The sequence below is a fragment of the Lysobacter sp. Root916 genome, assembly GCF_001429785.1.
Classification (GTDB): Bacteria; Pseudomonadota; Gammaproteobacteria; order Xanthomonadales; family Xanthomonadaceae; genus Lysobacter.
Genome location: NZ_LMJF01000001.1, coordinates 1123794 through 1139378, shown reverse-complemented (window position 1 = coordinate 1139378; position 15585 = coordinate 1123794). Strand labels below are relative to the sequence as shown.

Below are 15585 nucleotides of genomic sequence, written 5' to 3'. Positions count from 1 at the left end.
GCAGAGCGCAACGCGAGCGCGCGGCCGCCGCGGAATCGGTGAGCAAGATCGCGATCGCGCGACGCATCATCCGCGCCATGCGCGACGAACTCCATCGCGTACGCGGATGCGGATGCGGGTTCTCATGCGTGCGCCTGCGTCCCCGCGCACGGAAGCAAAAGTAAGAAAGCGCATCGCATTCGTTCTGCCCCACGCAATCGCGCCGCCATCGGCCGCGCTAGTCGCGCGCAAGATGCCGAACGCCAAAAACACTTAGGGCCCGGTTTCCCGAGCCCTAAGTGCTTTTTACTTGGCGTCCCCACGGGGATTCGAACCCCGGTCGCTACCGTGAAAGGGTAATGTCCTAGGCCTCTAGACGATGGGGACAAAACTGATTGTTCTTGCAGCTAACTCGTCGAAACCCTTTCACAGTGTTCGAAGAGTGGTGGAGCCAGCCGGGATCGAACCGGCGACCTCTACAATGCCATTGTAGCGCTCTCCCAGCTGAGCTATGGCCCCACGTGCTGGAAAGACGAAAATTCTAGCGGGCGTTCAGCGATGTCGTCAAGCATTCATCGCTAATTTTTTTGCCGCCCCGCCGGGACCCTCGTTGAGGGGTGTTCCGGGCGGGTGAATCTCGACCGGGCGCAATGTTGCCATGCCATGACCGCGTTCGGCTAGATACTCGAGCCACTTTCCTAGAAAAGTGTTCATGCGCATGCGGTGGCCGATCAGCTCCGCCGGCGGCGGATACATGCCGATCACGTCCTGCCAGCGGCGCCCGACATAGCAATGGGTGGCTTCCAGTTGGTGGGCGTCGTTGTACAGGCGCAGCCAGGCCGAGGGATCGGGCTCGCCGGTGAGCGGATCCAGCAACGCATAGGTCATGCGCAGCTCGGTGGTGTAGCGGTGCTGCTCGATCACGTCCAGCTGCAGATCCAGGCCGTCCCCGATCGAGGACCGGTAGGTGCCGACGGCCAGGTCGGCGGGCGCGAACAGGCGCGTGAGGCGGCGGTGGTTCTCGGCGTACAGGCCCATCAGCCAACCGAAACGGGTCAGTCGCGGGATGCGTGCGGAGCGGGCGGAAAGCGATGTCATGCGAGCGATGCTACACGCGCAAACCGCTTCGCGGCAGCGTTGACGGACCTGTCGCGGAGGCCTAAGTTAAGGGTTCCTACCGCATCATTGGTGGCGCTGGCGAAAACGCCGCCGCCAGGCGCCGCCGGCGCTTAGAACATCTCGCGGTGGATTCCCAACGTCGTCAGCACCTTGCTCGAGATTTCCTCGATCGAGGTATGGGTCGTGCTCAGGGTCGGAATGCGCTCGGCGCGGAACATCATCTCGGCCGCGGCGACTTCGCGCTTGCAGGTGTCCAGCTGGGCGTAGCGCGAGTTGGGGCGGCGTTCCTGGCGGATCTGCTGCAGGCGGATCGGGTCGATGGTCAGGCCGAACAGCTTGTTGCGGTATGGGCGCAGGCGCGGCGGCAGGCGGTCGTGCTCAAGGTCTTCCTCGGTCAGCGGATAGTTGGCTGCGCGTACGCCGTAGTGCAACGCCAGGTAAACGCAGGTGGGCGTTTTGCCCGCCCGCGACACCGCCACCAGGATCAGATCGGCCTCGGCGTAATCGATGCTCTGGCCGTCGTCGTGGGTCAGGGCGAAATTCATCGCGTTGATGCGGCGATGGTAGGTCTCGAAATCGGCGATGCCGTGGGCCTGGCCGATGCGGCGCTGGCGCCCCTCGCCCAGTTCGCGCTCCAGCGGCTCGATGAAGGGCGCGAATACGTCCAGCATCAGCGCCCCGCTCTCGGCCAGGGCCGCGCCCACGTCGCCGTCCATGCAGGAATTGATCACGATCGGGCGCACGCCATGGACTTCCGCGGCCTCGCGGATCTTGGCCCCGACCTCGCGCGCGCGCTCGACGCTGTCCACGAACGGGATGCGGTCGGTGACGAAGCGGGTCTCGGTGAATTGGGTCAGCAGGCTATGGCCTATGGTCTCGGCGGTGATGCCGGTGCCGTCCGAAACGTAGAAAACCGGCCGTGTTCCCGCCATCGCCCACCCCTCCAAAACCGCGTTCCAATACGAAAAAGCCCGTCGGATCAAGCTTGTATGCGCCCGACGCAGCGGCGATCATATCCGCTTGGCCGCGCCCCCACGCGCGCCCCCCTCGGAGACAGTGTGCCTTGAACGAGAATATCCTCTGGCTGCACGCGCTGCGCCTCAACGATCTGGCCCGCGTAGGCGGCAAGAATTCCTCCCTCGGCGAGATGATCGGCAACCTCGCCAATCTGGGGGTCTCGGTCCCGGGCGGCTATGCCACCACGGCCGAGGCGTTCAAGGACTTCATCGCCCATAACGACCTGCACCAGCGCATTTTCGACCGCCTGGCCACGCTGGACGTGGAGGACGTGCCGGCCCTGACCGCGGCCGGCGGCGAGATCCGCGGCTGGGTCATCGACGCCCCGCTGCAGCCGGCCCTGGATCAGGACATCCGCACCGCCTATCGCCAGCTCTGCGCCGAGAACGGCGGCGGCGACGTGGCGGTGGCGGTGCGCTCCTCGGCCACCGCCGAGGACCTGCCCGACGCCTCCTTCGCCGGCCAGCAGGAGACTTTCCTGAACGTGACCGGCGAGGACGACGTGGTCCGCAAGGTCAAGGAGGTCTTCGCCAGCCTCTACAACGACCGCGCCATCGCCTACCGCGTCCACCACGGTTTCAAGCACGAGGACGTGTTCCTGTCCGCCGGCGTGCAGCTGATGGTGCGCTCCAACGTCGGTTCCTCCGGCGTGCTGTTCACCCTGGACACCGAATCGGGCTTCCGCGATGTGGTCTTCATCACCTCCAGCTACGGCCTGGGCGAGATGGTGGTCCAGGGCGCGGTCAATCCGGACGAGTTCTACGTCTACAAGCCCACCCTGAGCCAGGGCAAGCCGGCGATCCTGCGCCGCTCGATCGGCGCCAAGCAGCTGCGCATGGTCTATTCCGACCAGCCCGGCGAGCGCGTGCGCACCGAGGACACCCCGGCCGAGCTGCGCAATCGCTTCTCGATCGACGATGCCGACGTGCACGAGCTGGCCAAGCAGGCGCTGGTGATCGAAACGCACTACGGCCGCCCGATGGACATCGAGTGGGCCAAGGACGGCGTCAGCGGCAAGCTGTTCATCGTTCAGGCGCGCCCGGAAACGGTGAAATCGCGCGGCAAGGCCACCCAGATCGAGCGCTACCAGCTCGGCGCCCGCGGCCCGGTGATCGCCGAGGGTCGCGCCATCGGCCAGAAGATCGGCAGCGGCGTGGCGCGCGTGGTGCGCAGCCTGGACGACATGGCCCGCGTGCAGCCCGGCGACGTGCTGGTGGCGGACATGACCGATCCCGATTGGGAGCCGGTGATGAAGCGTTCGGCCGCGATCGTGACCAACCGCGGCGGCCGCACCTGCCACGCGGCGATCATCGCCCGCGAGCTGGGCGTGCCGGCCGTGGTCGGTACCGGCAACGCGCTGGAGACGATCAAGGACGGCGAGACCATCACGGTCAGCTGCGCCGAGGGCGACACCGGCTTCATCTACGACGGCGCCCTGCCCTTCGAGCGCCACGTCGCCGACCTGGACAAGATGCCGCCGGCGCCGCTCAAGGTGATGATGAACGTCGCCAACCCGGAGCGCGCGTTCGACTTCGCCATGCTGCCCAACGCCGGCGTCGGCCTGGCGCGCCTGGAGATGATCATCGCCAGCCACATCGGCATCCATCCCAAGGCGCTGCTGGAATACGCGCAGCAGGACGCGGCGACCAAGAAGAAGATCGACGAGAAGATCGCCGGTTACGGCGACGATCCGGTGCAGTTCTACGTCGATCGCCTGGCCGAGGGCATCGCCACCATCACCGCTTCGTTCGCGCCGCATCCGGTGATCGTGCGCCTGTCGGACTTCAAGTCCAACGAATACGCCAACCTGATCGGCGGCTCGCGCTACGAGCCGCACGAAGAGAACCCGATGATCGGCTTCCGCGGCGCCAGCCGTTACGTCGATCCGTCCTTCTCCGACGCGTTCGCGCTGGAATGCCAGGCGGTGCTGAAGGTGCGCGAGCAGATGGGGCTGACCAATTGCTGGGTCATGATCCCGTTCGTGCGCACCCTGGACGAAGGCCGGCGCGTGGTCGAGGTGCTGGAGAAGAACGGCCTCAAGCAGGGCCAGAACGGCCTGAAGATCATCATGATGTGCGAGGTGCCGTCCAACGCGCTGCTCGCCGACGAGTTCCTGGACATCTTCGACGGCTTCTCGATCGGCTCCAACGACCTGACTCAGCTGACCCTGGGCCTGGATCGCGACTCGGCGATCGTGGCCAAGCTGTTCGACGAACGCGACCCGGCGGTGAAGAAGCTGCTGGCGATGGCGATCTCGGCCGCGCGCGCCAAGGGCAAGTACGTCGGCATCTGCGGCCAGGGCCCCAGCGATCACCCCGATCTGGCGGTGTGGCTGATGGAACAGGGCATCGAGTCGGTGTCGCTGAACCCCGATACCGTGGTCGACACCTGGCTGCGCCTGGCGAAGGCCAAGGCGGGCTGAGGCGGTGACGGCGAAAGTCCCGCCGGTGCAGGTCGAGGTCCCGGCGTCGCTGGCGGAGCTCAAGGGCTTCGATTGGCTGGGCATGGCGCAGGCCGCCGGGCTCAAGCTGATCGGCGCGCTGCTGGTCCTGCTGATCGGGATCTGGCTGGCCAAGCGCCTGTCCAACGCCCTGGACCGGGCCATGGCGCGCGGCCACATGGAAGCCACCCTGCGCGGCTTCCTGCGCAACATCGCCTACGCCGGCATGGTGGTCGTGGTCACCACCTCGGCGCTGTTCACCCTGGGCGTGTCGCCGGCCTCGGTGCTGGCGGTGCTGGGCGCAGCCGGCCTGGCGATCGGCCTGGCGCTGAAGGATTCGCTGTCCAATATCGCCTCGGGCGTGATGCTGATCATGCAGCGCCCGTTCCGCGTGGGCGACTACGTGCAGGCCGCAGGCGTCGAGGGCACGGTGGACCAAATCCGGGTGTTCCAGACCCGTCTGCGCACCATCGACAACCGCACCGTGGTGCTGCCCAACAGCCTCATCACCACCGCGCCGATCGTGAACTTCACCGCCAATCCGCGCCGCCGCATCGACATCGCGGTGGGCGTGGGCTACGACGACGATCTGCAGCAGGCGCGCGAGACCCTGCTGGGCGCCGCGGCCGCGCATCCGAAGGTGTTGAAGGAGCCCGCGCCGGAGGTGTTGGTGGTGGCGCTGGGCGAGAGCAGCGTCAATCTGGAGCTGCGGGTCTGGGCCAAGACGGCGGACGTGCTGCGCACGCGCAGCGATCTCAACGAAGCGGTGCGCAACGACATCATCGGGCGCGGGCTGAGCATTCCGTATCCGCAGCGCGATCTGCACGTGTACCACCACGATGCCGACGGCCGGCCGTTGTCGGACGTGCTGGTGAAGGCGGTCGCCGATGATGGCGACGTGGCGCGGCCTGCGGGCAAGCCGAAGACCTGAGCGGGCGCCGTTGCGGGAGCGGCGTGAGCCTGAATCCTGGCAACGATGACGGCGCGCAATAGCGTCGCGGCTTACGCTGCTTCTACAAGAGCGGCTCGTGTGCCGGCCTGTGGGCCTCTGTGCGCTGCTTTGGGGTAGGAGTGGCGTGAGCCGCGACCTGCGCGGGTGGCCGGAGATTCGCAATCGCGACTTACGTCGCTCCCACAGGAAGCGGAAGCGGGCGGGTCTGCGGATGGCGACACATGTGCGCTGCTTTGGGGTAGGAGCGGCGTGAGCCGCGACCTGCGCGGGTGGCCGTAAGGGCGTGGTCGCGGCTTGCGCCGCTCCTACAGGGGCTTGCGGGCGGCTCCGCGCGACGTGTTGCGTTGAGCTAGGAGGCTCAGCCCAGGCCGCCCAGCTTGCCCATCGAGGCGCGGTAATGGCGCAGTTCGGCGATGGAGTCGTGCACGTCGCTCAGGGCGGTGTGCTTGGCATCCTTGCCGACGCCGGCCAGCACCTCCGGGGCCCAGCGGCGCGCGAGTTCCTTGACGGTGCTGACGTCGAGGTTGCGGTAGTGGAAGTACTTCTCCAGGCGCGGCATCTGGCGGTGCAGAAAGCGGCGGTCCTGGCAGATCGAGTTGCCGCACATCGGCGAGGCGTTCTGCGCCACCCACTGCGCCAGGAAGGCCAGGGTGCGGTCCTCGGCCTCTTCCAGGCTCACGCCCTGGTCCAGCGAGCGCTGCCACAGGCCGGACTTGCTGTGCTGGTTGCGGTTCCACTCGTCCATGGCCATCAGCCGTTCCAGCGGCTGGTGGATCGCCAGTTCCGGCCCTTCGGCCAGCACCTGCAACTGGGCGTCGGTGACGACGGTCGCGATCTCCAGGATGGCGTCGTTGTCGGTGTCGAGCCCGGTCATCTCCAGGTCGATCCAGATCAGTCGGTGGTCGTTGCCGTTCTTCGCTGTCATGGGCCCCTGTCGTGTCCTCGCCGTGATGCGTCCGTTCGGGGCATCATAGCCCACCTCCCCTCCCCGCTCTCCCGGCCGATGTCGCAGACCGCCGCCTACGCCCATTACGCGATCCTGACTGCGATGCTGGCGCCCGCGTTTTTCCTGACCGCGACCGCCTCGCTGCTGCTGTCGGCCAACAACCGCCTGGCGCGCGTGATCGACCGCGCGCGCGTGCTGTTGAAGGAACTGGCCGAGAGCGAGGACGAGGAAGAGCGCGAGATGCTGGAACGCCACATCACCCGCCAGAAGCGCCGCAGCAAGATCATCCTGCGCGGCAGCCAGCTGCTGTACACCGCGATCAGCTTCTTCGTCGGCACCAGCCTGACCGTCGCCGGCGACGCCTACCTGGGCTACCGCCTGGCCTCGCTGCCGACCATCCTGGCGGTGTTCGGCGTGCTGGCGATGTTCGCCGCCAGCGTGCTGTTGGCGCTGGAGTCCTCGCTGGCGGTGGAAGCGGTGAACGAGGAAATGGACCACGGCCACCGCCGCGCCAAGGTCCGGCGCCCGCGCGACGGCGACTGACGAACGACGCGTCTGGCGGCATCATAGGCGGGTCGTCCCAACGGGACCTTGCCGTCGGAAACCGCGCCCATGAGCGATGTGCTGAACCTGACCACCGGCCACTACGCCGTGGTCTCGGCGATGATCACGCCGGCGTTCTTCCTGACCGCGACCGCGTCGCTGCTGGTGTCGTCGAACAACCGCCTGGCGCGCGTGGTCGACCGCATGCGCCAGCAGCTCAAGCAGCTCGAAGAGACCACCAACGACGATGCGCGCGCCTATCTGGAGGCGCGCATTATCCAGCACCGGCGCCGGGTCCGGCTGATCCTGACCTGCCTGCAGTTGCTGTACGCGGCAATGAGCGCGTTCGTGGCCACCAGCCTGTCGATCGGCATCGACCAGTTCAGCGACTACCGCCTGCGCGGCGTGCCGACCGGGTTGGCCATGTTGGGCGTGCTGCTGGTGCTGGCGGCCTCGATCAACCTGGGCCGCGAGGCGCGCATGAGCGTGACCATGCTGGACGCCGAGCTCAAGCGCGAGTTCGACCGCGACGGGCGCAAGCTGCCGGTGGAGTGAGGCGGCGCCCTGCCTTGGGGTAGGAGCGGCGTGAGCCGCGACCGCGTCGATTGAATTACGGCGCAGGCCGGATACGCACGCGATCGCGCGGCGACGGAATCGCAGTAGCACCGTGGGCGGGGCATGGCGGTCGCGGCTCACGCCGCTCCTACCCCAAAGCGAGTGTGGCTCAGTCGGTCTTGCCGCGCTTGCGCCGAAAGTACGCGGTCAGGCGGCTGCCGGCTTCCTCGCCCAGCACGCCGCCGCGGACTTCGACGCGGTGGTTGTGGCGCGGGTCGGCGAGCAGGTCGAACACGCTGCCGGCGGCACCGGTCTTGGGGTCGCTGGCGCCGTAGACCACCCGGGCGACGCGCGCATGCACCATCGCCATCGCGCACATCGCGCAGGGCTCCAGGGTCACGTACAGGGTGGTGCCGATCAGGCGGTGGTTGTCGAGACGGCGGCCGGCCTCGCGCATCGCCACGATCTCGGCGTGGGCGCTGGGATCGCGGTCGCCGATGTTGCGGTTGCCGCCCTCTCCCAGGACCTCGCCCGCGGCCGAGACCAGCACCGCGCCGACCGGGATCTCGTCGTGCTCGCGTTCGGCGCGCTCGGCCAAGGCCAGGGCGTGGCGCATCCAGCGTTCGTCGATGTCGTCCTGCTCGCTCACCAAGGCATCCCGTACGCGCAAACCGCGATTATCCCCGAGCCGCGCCGGGCGCGCACCGTTGCGGCCGCAGCTCGCGGGTTTCGAGGCGCGAGCCTGCGTGCCTCGGTGCAGGGCGCCGTTGCGGGTCTCAGGCTCTCGCGTTCGCCCGTTTTGCGGCGATCGACGGCTCGGGCATGTCCAGGATCAAGCGGCCGAACTCCAGCGCGGCCGGGGTCTTGCCGCCGGCGCCGCAGATCAGGGCGAAATCCGCCTTCGGCAACGACGGCAGACCGTACATGCCGTCGACGATCTTCATGCCCGGCTCCAGGTCGTCCACCGTCAGCGCGGTCACCGCCAGCCCGGCGAGCACGGCCGCGCGCAGGCCCTGATGGCTGGGCGAGGTGAAGATCACATGCCATTCGACGTCGGTGCGGCCGAGCGCGGCCAGGCTCTCGCGCCGATAGACACAAGGCGGCGGATAGAACGCGAGCGGCAAGGAAGCGCCGGGCGCGGGGTCGAAGCCGTCCGCGGCGATCCAGACCAGGCGCGTGCGCCGCAGCACGGTGCCGCGCTCGTGCTTGGGCACGGAAATCACCACCGCCAGATCGAGATCGTCGGCGTCGATCATGCTGTGCAGGTCGAAGTTCATGCCCACGCTCACGTCCATTCGCACCGCCGGATAGCCGCGCGCGAACTGGCACAGCAGGGTCGGCAGGCGTTCGCCCATGAAGTTCTCCGGCACGCCGAAGCGCACGATGCCCGACACCGGCGACGGCAGGAAACGCCGGCTCAACGCATCCAGCGACTCCAGGATCTGCTCGGCGTAGCGCAGGAAGTCTTCGCCGTCCTCGGTCAGGGTCAGGCTGCGCGTCGTGCGATGCAGCAGCGGCCGGCCGACGTGTTCTTCGAGGCGGCGTATCTGATGGCTGACCGCGGACTGGGTCAGGTGCAGGCGCTGCGCCGCGCGGGTGAATCCTCCGCAGTGTTTGACGGCGACGAAGGCGCGCAACAGGGTCGGGTCGAAGTCCACGGCCGGACATCCATGATGTGAATTAATTAATACTACAAAATTAAATCATTTCCATCATGAAATCGCTGGGCCGAGAATGGCCTGCGTCGACCGGCCTGCAGGCGCCTTCAGGCCAGCGACAGCGGCGCCCGGCGGGCCGCGCCGAACGCGGACCGATGTGCCGGACTCGTCAGCCGCGCGCCGTCTACGCCGCACGCTGCGGCGGTTTCTTCCTCCCCTACCCGATGGGTCCGGCCGCGATATCCGCGACGCGGCCGCGTGCCCGCCTCACTATCGAGAACCTACGCATGAGTTCATCCGCCACCGGCAAGAACGCGATCGCGCTGGCCGCCGTGTCCCTGTCGGCCTTGATGTTCGGCCTGGAAATTTCCAGCGTGCCGGTGATCCTGCCGACCCTGGAGACGCTGCTGCATGGCGACTTCAACGACATGCAGTGGATCATGAATGCCTACACCATCGCCTGCACCACGGTGCTGATGGCCGCCGGCACCCTCGCCGATCGCTACGGCCGTAAGCGCGTCCTGCTCATCAGCCTGCTGCTGTTCGGCCTGACCTCGTTGATCTGCGGACTGGCGTGGGACGCCCAGGTGTTGATCGTCGCGCGCTTCCTGCAGGGCATGAGCGCGGGCACGATGCTGATCTGCCAGACCGCCGTGCTCTCGCATCAGTTCCGGCCCGGCCCGGAGCGCAGCAAGGCCTTCGCCGTCTGGGGCATCGTGTTCGGCGTCGGCCTGGGTTTCGGCCCGATCATCGGCGGCGCGATCGTGGCGCTGTCGAACTGGCAGTGGGTGTTCCTGGTGCATGCGCCGCTAAGCCTGCTGACCATGTCCCTGGCCGTGGCCGGCATCGTGGAGTCGCGCGACACCCAGGCGCAGCGGCTGGACGTGCCCGGCATCCTCACCCTGTCGCTGTCCGTGCTGGGCCTGACCTACTACATCACCCAGGGGCCGGAACTGGGCTACGCCAGTCCCGCCGGCATCGGCATCGTCGCGGCGACGCTCGCGGCCTTCGTCGCTTTTTGCGTCGTCGAACGCTTAGCGCCGCACCCGATGTTCGACTTTTCGGTGTTCAAGTCGCGCGACTTTTCCGGCGCGCTGATCGGCTCGGTCGGCATGAACTTCAGCTTCTGGCCGTTCATGATCTACCTGCCGATCTACTTCCAGGGCGCGCTGGGCTACGACGCGGTCGCCACCGGCCTGGCCTTGTTGGCCTACACCTTGCCGACCCTGGTGGTGCCGCCGCTGGCCGAACGCCTGGCCTTGCGCTATCGCCCGGGGCTGGTCATTCCCAGCGGCTTGTTCGCGATCGGCCTGGGCTTCGTGGCGATGCGTTACGGCAGCGCGGTCGCGCAGCCGAGCTGGCTGAGCATGCTGCCGGGCGCCCTGCTCTCCGGCATCGGCCTGGGCCTGACCAATACGCCGGTCACCAACACCGCGACCGGCGCGGTATCGAGCGACCGCGCCGGCATGGCCTCGGGCATCGACATGAGCGCGCGCCTGATCACGCTGGCGATCAACATCGCGCTGATGGGCTTCCTGCTGCTGGCGGGCATCGCGTCGCACCTCCGCCAGGAGCTGCCCGCTACGGTCGACGCCGCGCAGTTGCAAGCGATGGCGCAGCGGATCGCGGCCGGCCATGCGGCCGCGTTGCCGGCGGGAACCTCGGGCGAGCTGTCGCCCGCGGCGATCGAAGCCGTCGGGCACGCCGCGCTGGTGCACGGCTTCGGCTGGGTGCTGTGGTTCGGCGGCGTGGGGGTGTGCGTGCTCGCGGCGCTGAGCTTGCTGGTGTTCGGGCCGGCGAAACGCAGCGAGCTGGCGACTGTCTAGCTGGCTCCGTGCGGCTAGCGGGGAAGCGCTAGCGCCCAGCAGCCACGCGGCTGCCGTCCATGGCGCGACACTTCAGCTTCGGCGGGTCCGACCCGGCCGTTCATGGCCGGTCAGTAGTCGAGCTGCGAGCCAGTGGCTCGCGAAGACGCGGCTGCCGTCCATGGCGCGACACTTCAGCTGCGGCGGGTCCGGCCCGGCCATCCATGGCCGGTCAATAGCCCACCTGCGAGCCAGTGGCTCGCAAGCAGGTGGGCTATTCCCACTCGATCGTCGCCGGCGGCTTACCGCTGATGTCGTAAACGACACGAGAAACACCGCGCAACTCATTGATAATACGGTTGGAAACCGTACCCAAGAAGTCGTAAGGCAGGTGCGCCCAGTGCGCGGTCATGAAGTCGATGGTCTCGACCGCGCGCAGCGCGATCACCCATTCGTAGGCGCGCGCGTCGCCGACCACGCCCACCGACTTCACCGGCAGGAACACCGCGAAGGCCTGGCTGGTCTTGTCGTACAGGCCGGCCTTGCGCAGTTCGTCGATGTAGATGTGGTCGGCCTTGGCCAGCAGATCGGCGTACTCGCGCTTTACTTCGCCCAGGATGCGCACGCCCAGGCCGGGGCCCGGGAACGGATGGCGGTAGACCATCTCGCGCGGCAGGCCGAGTTCGACGCCCAGGCGCCGCACCTCGTCCTTGAACAGCTCGCGCAGCGGCTCGACCAGGCCCAGCTTCATGTTCTCGGGCAGGCCGCCGACGTTGTGGTGGCTCTTGATGACGTGGGCCTTGCCGGTCTTGCTGCCGGCCGACTCGATCACGTCGGGGTAGATCGTGCCTTGCGCCAGCCATTTGGCGTTGGCGAGCTTGTGCGATTCCTCGTCGAAGATCTCGACGAACAGGTTGCCGATGATCTTGCGCTTGGCTTCCGGGTCGCTGACGCCGGCCAGGCGCTCGAAATAGCGGTCGGCGGCGTTCACCCGCACCACCTTGACGCCCATGTGCTCGGCGAACATCGCCATCACCTGGTCGCCTTCGTTGTAGCGCAGCAGGCCGGTGTCGACGAACACGCAGGTGAGCTGGTCGCCGATGGCCTTGTGCAGCAGCGCCGCCACCACCGAGGAATCGACGCCGCCGGACAGGCCGAGGATGACCTCGTCGCTGCCGACCTGGGCGCGTACGCGCTCGATCTGGTCCTCGATGATGTGGGCCGCGTCCCACAGGGTCTGGCAGCCGCAGATGTCGACCACGAAGCGGCGCAGCAGGGTCTGGCCCTGCTTGGTGTGGGTGACTTCGGGGTGGAACTGCACGCCGTACCAGCGGCGCGCGTCGTCGGCGAAAGCGGCGACCGGGATGCGGTCGGTCTTGGCGGTGACGACGAAGCCGTCCGGGGCCTTGGAGACGTGGTCGCCGTGGCTCATCCACACATCCAGACGCGGCGGCGAACCCGGATGGTCCTTGAGGCCGTCGAACAGGCGGTCGTGCGCGACCAGTTGCACTTCGGCATGGCCGAACTCGCGCTGGTCGGCCGCTTCGGTGTCGCCGCCGAGCTGCTTGGCCATGGTCTGCATGCCGTAGCAGATGCCCAGGATCGGCAGGCCGGCGTCGAACACCTGCTGCGGCGCGCTGGGCGCGCCGGCTTCGGTGGTCGATTCGGGGCCACCGGACAGGATGATGCCCTTGGCGCCGAACGCGGCGATCTCGGCCGGGTCGTGGTCCCAGGCCCAGATCTCGCAATACACGCCGATCTCGCGGATGCGGCGGGCGATCAACTGCGTGTACTGCGCGCCGAAGTCGAGGATCAGGATCTTGTCGCTGTGGATGTCAGTCATGAGAGCCGGGATTCGGGAATGGGGATTCGGGATTCGTCAAAGCGGAACGCTGGGATGGGAACGGACCGGCTTCGCCGAATCTCGAATCCCGAATCCCCAATCCCGCGCGCCGGCTTAGCCGGCGCGATAGTTCGGCGGTTCCTTGGTGATCTGGACGTCGTGCACGTGGCTTTCGCGGGCGCCGGCGTTGGTGATGCGCACGAAGCTGGGGTTCTTGCGCATCTCCTCGATCGTCGCGCAGCCCACGTAGCCCATGGTGGCGCGCAGGCCGCCGGCGAGCTGGTGGACCACGCCGCCGAGCGAGCCGCGGTACGGTACGCGGCCTTCGATGCCTTCGGGCACCAGCTTGTCGGCGTCGGAAGCATCCTGGAAATAACGGTCCTTGGAGCCCTGCTCCATCGCGCCCAGGCTGCCCATGCCGCGATAGCTCTTGTAGCTGCGGCCCTGGAACAGCTCGATCTCGCCCGGCGCTTCCTCGGTGCCGGCGAACAGGCCGCCGACCATCACCGTGGACGCGCCCGCGACCAGCGCCTTGCCGATGTCGCCGGAATAGCGGATGCCGCCGTCGGCGATCAGCGGGATGCGGTCTTGCAAGGCTTCGGCCACCATCGCCACCGCGGTGACCTGCGGGACGCCGACGCCGGCGACCACGCGCGTGGTGCAGATCGAACCGGGGCCCACGCCGACCTTGACCGCGTCGGCGCCATGATCCATCAGCGCCAGCGCGGCGTCGCCGGTGACGATGTTGCCGCCGATCACCTGCAACTGCGGGAAGTTCTTCTTGACCCAGCGCACCCGCTCCAGCACGCCCTGCGAATGGCCGTGCGCGGTATCGACCACGATCACGTCCACGCCGGCCATGGCCAGCGCTTCCACGCGCGCTTCGGTGTCGCCGCCGACGCCGACCGCGGCGCCGACCAGCAAGCGCTCGGCGCTGTCCTTGGCGGCGTTGGGGTTGTCGGATTTCTTCTGGATGTCCTTGACCGTGATCAGGCCGCGTAGCTCGAAACCGTCGTTGACCACCAGGATCTTTTCGATGCGGTGCTTGTGCAGCAGCTGCAGCACTTCCTCGTCGCTGGCGCCTTCGTGCACTGTGACCAGGCGATCGCGCTTGGTCATGATGTGACGGACCGGATCGTCCAGCTTGGTCTCGAAACGCATGTCGCGGCTGGTGACGATGCCGACCAACTGGCCGCCGTCGACCACCGGCACGCCGGAGATGTTGCGCGCGCGGGTCAGCTTGAGCACTTCGCCGATGGTGGTCGCCGGCCCCACGGTGAACGGTTCGCGGATCACCCCGGCCTCGAACTTCTTGACCTTGGCGACCTGCGCGGCCTGGGCTTCCAGGCTCATGTTCTTGTGCAGGATGCTGATGCCGCCCAGCTGGGCCAGCGCGATCGCGAGACGGGCCTCGCTGACGGTGTCCATGGCCGCCGACAAAATCGGCAGGCGTATCGACAAGTCGCGGGTCAGGCGCGTGGAGAGGTTTACGTCCTTAGGCAGGACATTCGAATGCGCGGGGACGAGAGACACATCGTCGTAAGTAAGCGCTTCAGCCTGGATGCGCAGCATGGGCGGTCCCGGGAGGATGAAGCGAGCCATTGTAACCCGAATCGCAGCCGCGGCGCTGGGGCGACGGGTGGAATTCGGCGTTCCGCGGGCGGATGCGCCACTAGGGCTGGGTGCGCCCCGGGCCCGGGCCACCAGATGCGGGTTCGGTGCCGGCCTAGGGGTATGAGCGGCGTGAGCCGCGACCCGCGCAGGTGGCCGTAGCTTCGTGGTCGCGGCTTACGCCGCTCCTACCCCGAAGCCGCGAAGCTTAGGTGTCGGAAGCCTCGGCCGCTTCCAGGGTGTTCTGCATCAGCGTGGCGACCGTCATCGGGCCGACGCCGCCGGGGACCGGGGTGATCCAGCTGGCGCGCTGGGCGGCGGCCTCGAAGCCGATATCGCCGACCAGGCGGCCGTCGTCGAGGCGGTTGATGCCGACATCGATGACCACCGCGCCAGGCTTGACCCACTCGCCCGGAATCAGGCCCGGGCGGCCGGCGGCCACCACCAGGATGTCGGCGCCGCGCACCGAGGCTTCCAGCACCTCGGGCGGGGTGAATTTATGGCAACTGGTGACGGTGCAACCGGCGATCAGCAGCTCCAGCGCCATCGGCCGGCCAACGTGGTTGCTGACGCCGACGATGGTGGCGCTCTGCCCGCGCACCGGGCGGTCGGTATAGCCCAGCAGCGTGGTGATGCCGCGCGGGGTGCACGGGCGCAGGCCGAACTGGCGCAGCGCGAGGTGGCCGACGTTCTCGGGGTGGAAGCCGTCGACGTCCTTGCGCGGGTCGATGCGGTGGATCAGGGCGGTGCCGTCGCGGCGGTCCGGCAGCGGCAGCTGGACCAGGATGCCGTGAACCTCGGGATCGGCGTTGAGGCGGTCGACCAGGGCCAGCAGCTCGGCGTCGCTGGTACTGGCCGGCAGGTCGTAGTCGATCGCGCGAATGCCGACCTTCTGCGCGGCGCGGCGCTTGTTCTTGACGTAGACGCTGGAGGCCGGGTCGTTGCCGACCAGGACCACGGCCAGGCCGGGGCGCGACAGGCCGGCCGCCACGCGTGCGTCGACCCGGGCCTTGAGATTGTCGAGCAAGTCCTCGGCGATGCGTTTGCCGTCGAGGATGCGGGCCGGGGTCGGAGCGGACGTCATGAGGCGGGATTGGCGTCGGGTTCTGGGCCGCGC

13 protein-coding genes and 2 tRNA genes are annotated in these 15585 nt (G+C 67.9%); 5 read left to right on the top strand and 10 right to left on the bottom strand.

Annotated features, from left to right (window positions below):
• Positions 1 to 290 precede the first annotated feature (290 nt).
• The 4 genes from ASE35_RS05275 to ASE35_RS05260 all read right to left on the bottom strand — a co-directional run bounded on the left by ASE35_RS05275 (position 291) and on the right by ASE35_RS05260 (position 2030).
• Positions 291 to 366 (bottom strand) — tRNA-Glu (locus ASE35_RS05275).
• Between the two features lie 56 nt (positions 367 to 422).
• A tRNA-Ala gene (locus ASE35_RS05270) sits at positions 423 to 498 on the bottom strand.
• Between the two features lie 45 nt (positions 499 to 543).
• Positions 544 to 1077, bottom strand: coding sequence for a DUF1249 domain-containing protein (locus ASE35_RS05265; protein ID WP_057163141.1), 534 nt, complete (start codon positions 1075 to 1077; stop codon positions 544 to 546).
• Between the two features lie 131 nt (positions 1078 to 1208).
• The gene (locus ASE35_RS05260; RefSeq protein WP_057159277.1) at positions 1209 to 2030 is read right to left on the bottom strand and encodes a pyruvate, water dikinase regulatory protein; all 822 of its coding nucleotides are present in this window, start codon (positions 2028 to 2030) and stop codon (positions 1209 to 1211) included.
• 131 nt (positions 2031 to 2161) lie between these two features.
• Here ASE35_RS05260 and ppsA point away from each other — a divergent pair, with 131 nt between their 5' ends.
• Together ppsA and ASE35_RS05250 are read left to right on the top strand one after the other, a co-directional pair.
• Positions 2162 to 4537, top strand: a complete 2376-nt coding sequence (ppsA, locus tag ASE35_RS05255) for a phosphoenolpyruvate synthase (protein ID WP_057163140.1) — start codon at positions 2162 to 2164, stop codon at positions 4535 to 4537.
• A gap of 4 nt (positions 4538 to 4541) precedes the next feature.
• Complete coding sequence (locus tag ASE35_RS05250; RefSeq protein WP_056174684.1) at positions 4542 to 5486, top strand: mechanosensitive ion channel domain-containing protein; 945 nt, start codon at positions 4542 to 4544, stop codon at positions 5484 to 5486.
• 379 nt (positions 5487 to 5865) lie between these two features.
• Here the strand turns inward: ASE35_RS05250 and orn are convergent, their stop codons facing one another.
• Complete coding sequence (orn, locus tag ASE35_RS05245; RefSeq protein ID WP_057163139.1) at positions 5866 to 6432, bottom strand: oligoribonuclease; 567 nt, start codon at positions 6430 to 6432, stop codon at positions 5866 to 5868.
• A gap of 78 nt (positions 6433 to 6510) precedes the next feature.
• Between orn and ASE35_RS05240 the strand changes: the two genes are divergently transcribed.
• Together ASE35_RS05240 and ASE35_RS05235 are read left to right on the top strand one after the other, a co-directional pair.
• Entirely contained in the window at positions 6511 to 6996 is a 486-nt protein-coding gene (locus tag ASE35_RS05240) for a DUF2721 domain-containing protein (RefSeq protein ID WP_056174680.1), read from the top strand.
• A 69-nt stretch (positions 6997 to 7065) separates the two neighbouring features.
• Positions 7066 to 7551 carry a DUF2721 domain-containing protein gene (locus ASE35_RS05235; protein WP_057163138.1) on the top strand — a complete coding sequence of 162 codons (486 nt, stop codon included), beginning with the start codon at positions 7066 to 7068 and terminating at the stop codon, positions 7549 to 7551.
• Positions 7552 to 7720: 169 nt separating this feature from the next.
• Here ASE35_RS05235 and tadA read toward each other — a convergent pair whose 3' ends face one another.
• Both tadA and ASE35_RS05225 read right to left on the bottom strand, forming a co-directional pair.
• The gene (tadA, locus tag ASE35_RS05230; protein WP_255357124.1) at positions 7721 to 8200 is read right to left on the bottom strand and encodes a tRNA adenosine(34) deaminase TadA; all 480 of its coding nucleotides are present in this window, start codon (positions 8198 to 8200) and stop codon (positions 7721 to 7723) included.
• 127 nt (positions 8201 to 8327) lie between these two features.
• Entirely contained in the window at positions 8328 to 9209 is an 882-nt protein-coding gene (locus ASE35_RS05225) for a LysR family transcriptional regulator (protein WP_056174676.1), read from the bottom strand.
• 287 nt (positions 9210 to 9496) lie between these two features.
• Between ASE35_RS05225 and ASE35_RS05220 the strand changes: the two genes are divergently transcribed.
• Positions 9497 to 11035: an MFS transporter gene (locus tag ASE35_RS05220; RefSeq protein WP_057163137.1), complete on the top strand. Its 1539-nt coding sequence runs from the start codon at positions 9497 to 9499 to the stop codon at positions 11033 to 11035.
• Positions 11036 to 11288: 253 nt separating this feature from the next.
• Here the strand turns inward: ASE35_RS05220 and guaA are convergent, their stop codons facing one another.
• From guaA to folD, 3 genes are all read right to left on the bottom strand, one after another.
• Complete coding sequence (gene guaA / locus ASE35_RS05215) at positions 11289 to 12857, bottom strand: glutamine-hydrolyzing GMP synthase (RefSeq protein WP_056174672.1); 1569 nt, start codon at positions 12855 to 12857, stop codon at positions 11289 to 11291.
• Positions 12858 to 12971: 114 nt separating this feature from the next.
• A complete protein-coding gene (gene guaB / locus ASE35_RS05210) occupies positions 12972 to 14429 on the bottom strand; it encodes an IMP dehydrogenase (protein WP_056174670.1) in 1458 nt (485 codons plus the stop codon).
• A gap of 247 nt (positions 14430 to 14676) precedes the next feature.
• Positions 14677 to 15552 (bottom strand): bifunctional methylenetetrahydrofolate dehydrogenase/methenyltetrahydrofolate cyclohydrolase FolD, encoded by an 876-nt coding sequence (folD, locus tag ASE35_RS05205; protein ID WP_056174668.1) that lies wholly within the window; start codon positions 15550 to 15552, stop codon positions 14677 to 14679.
• Positions 15553 to 15585 lie beyond the last annotated feature (33 nt).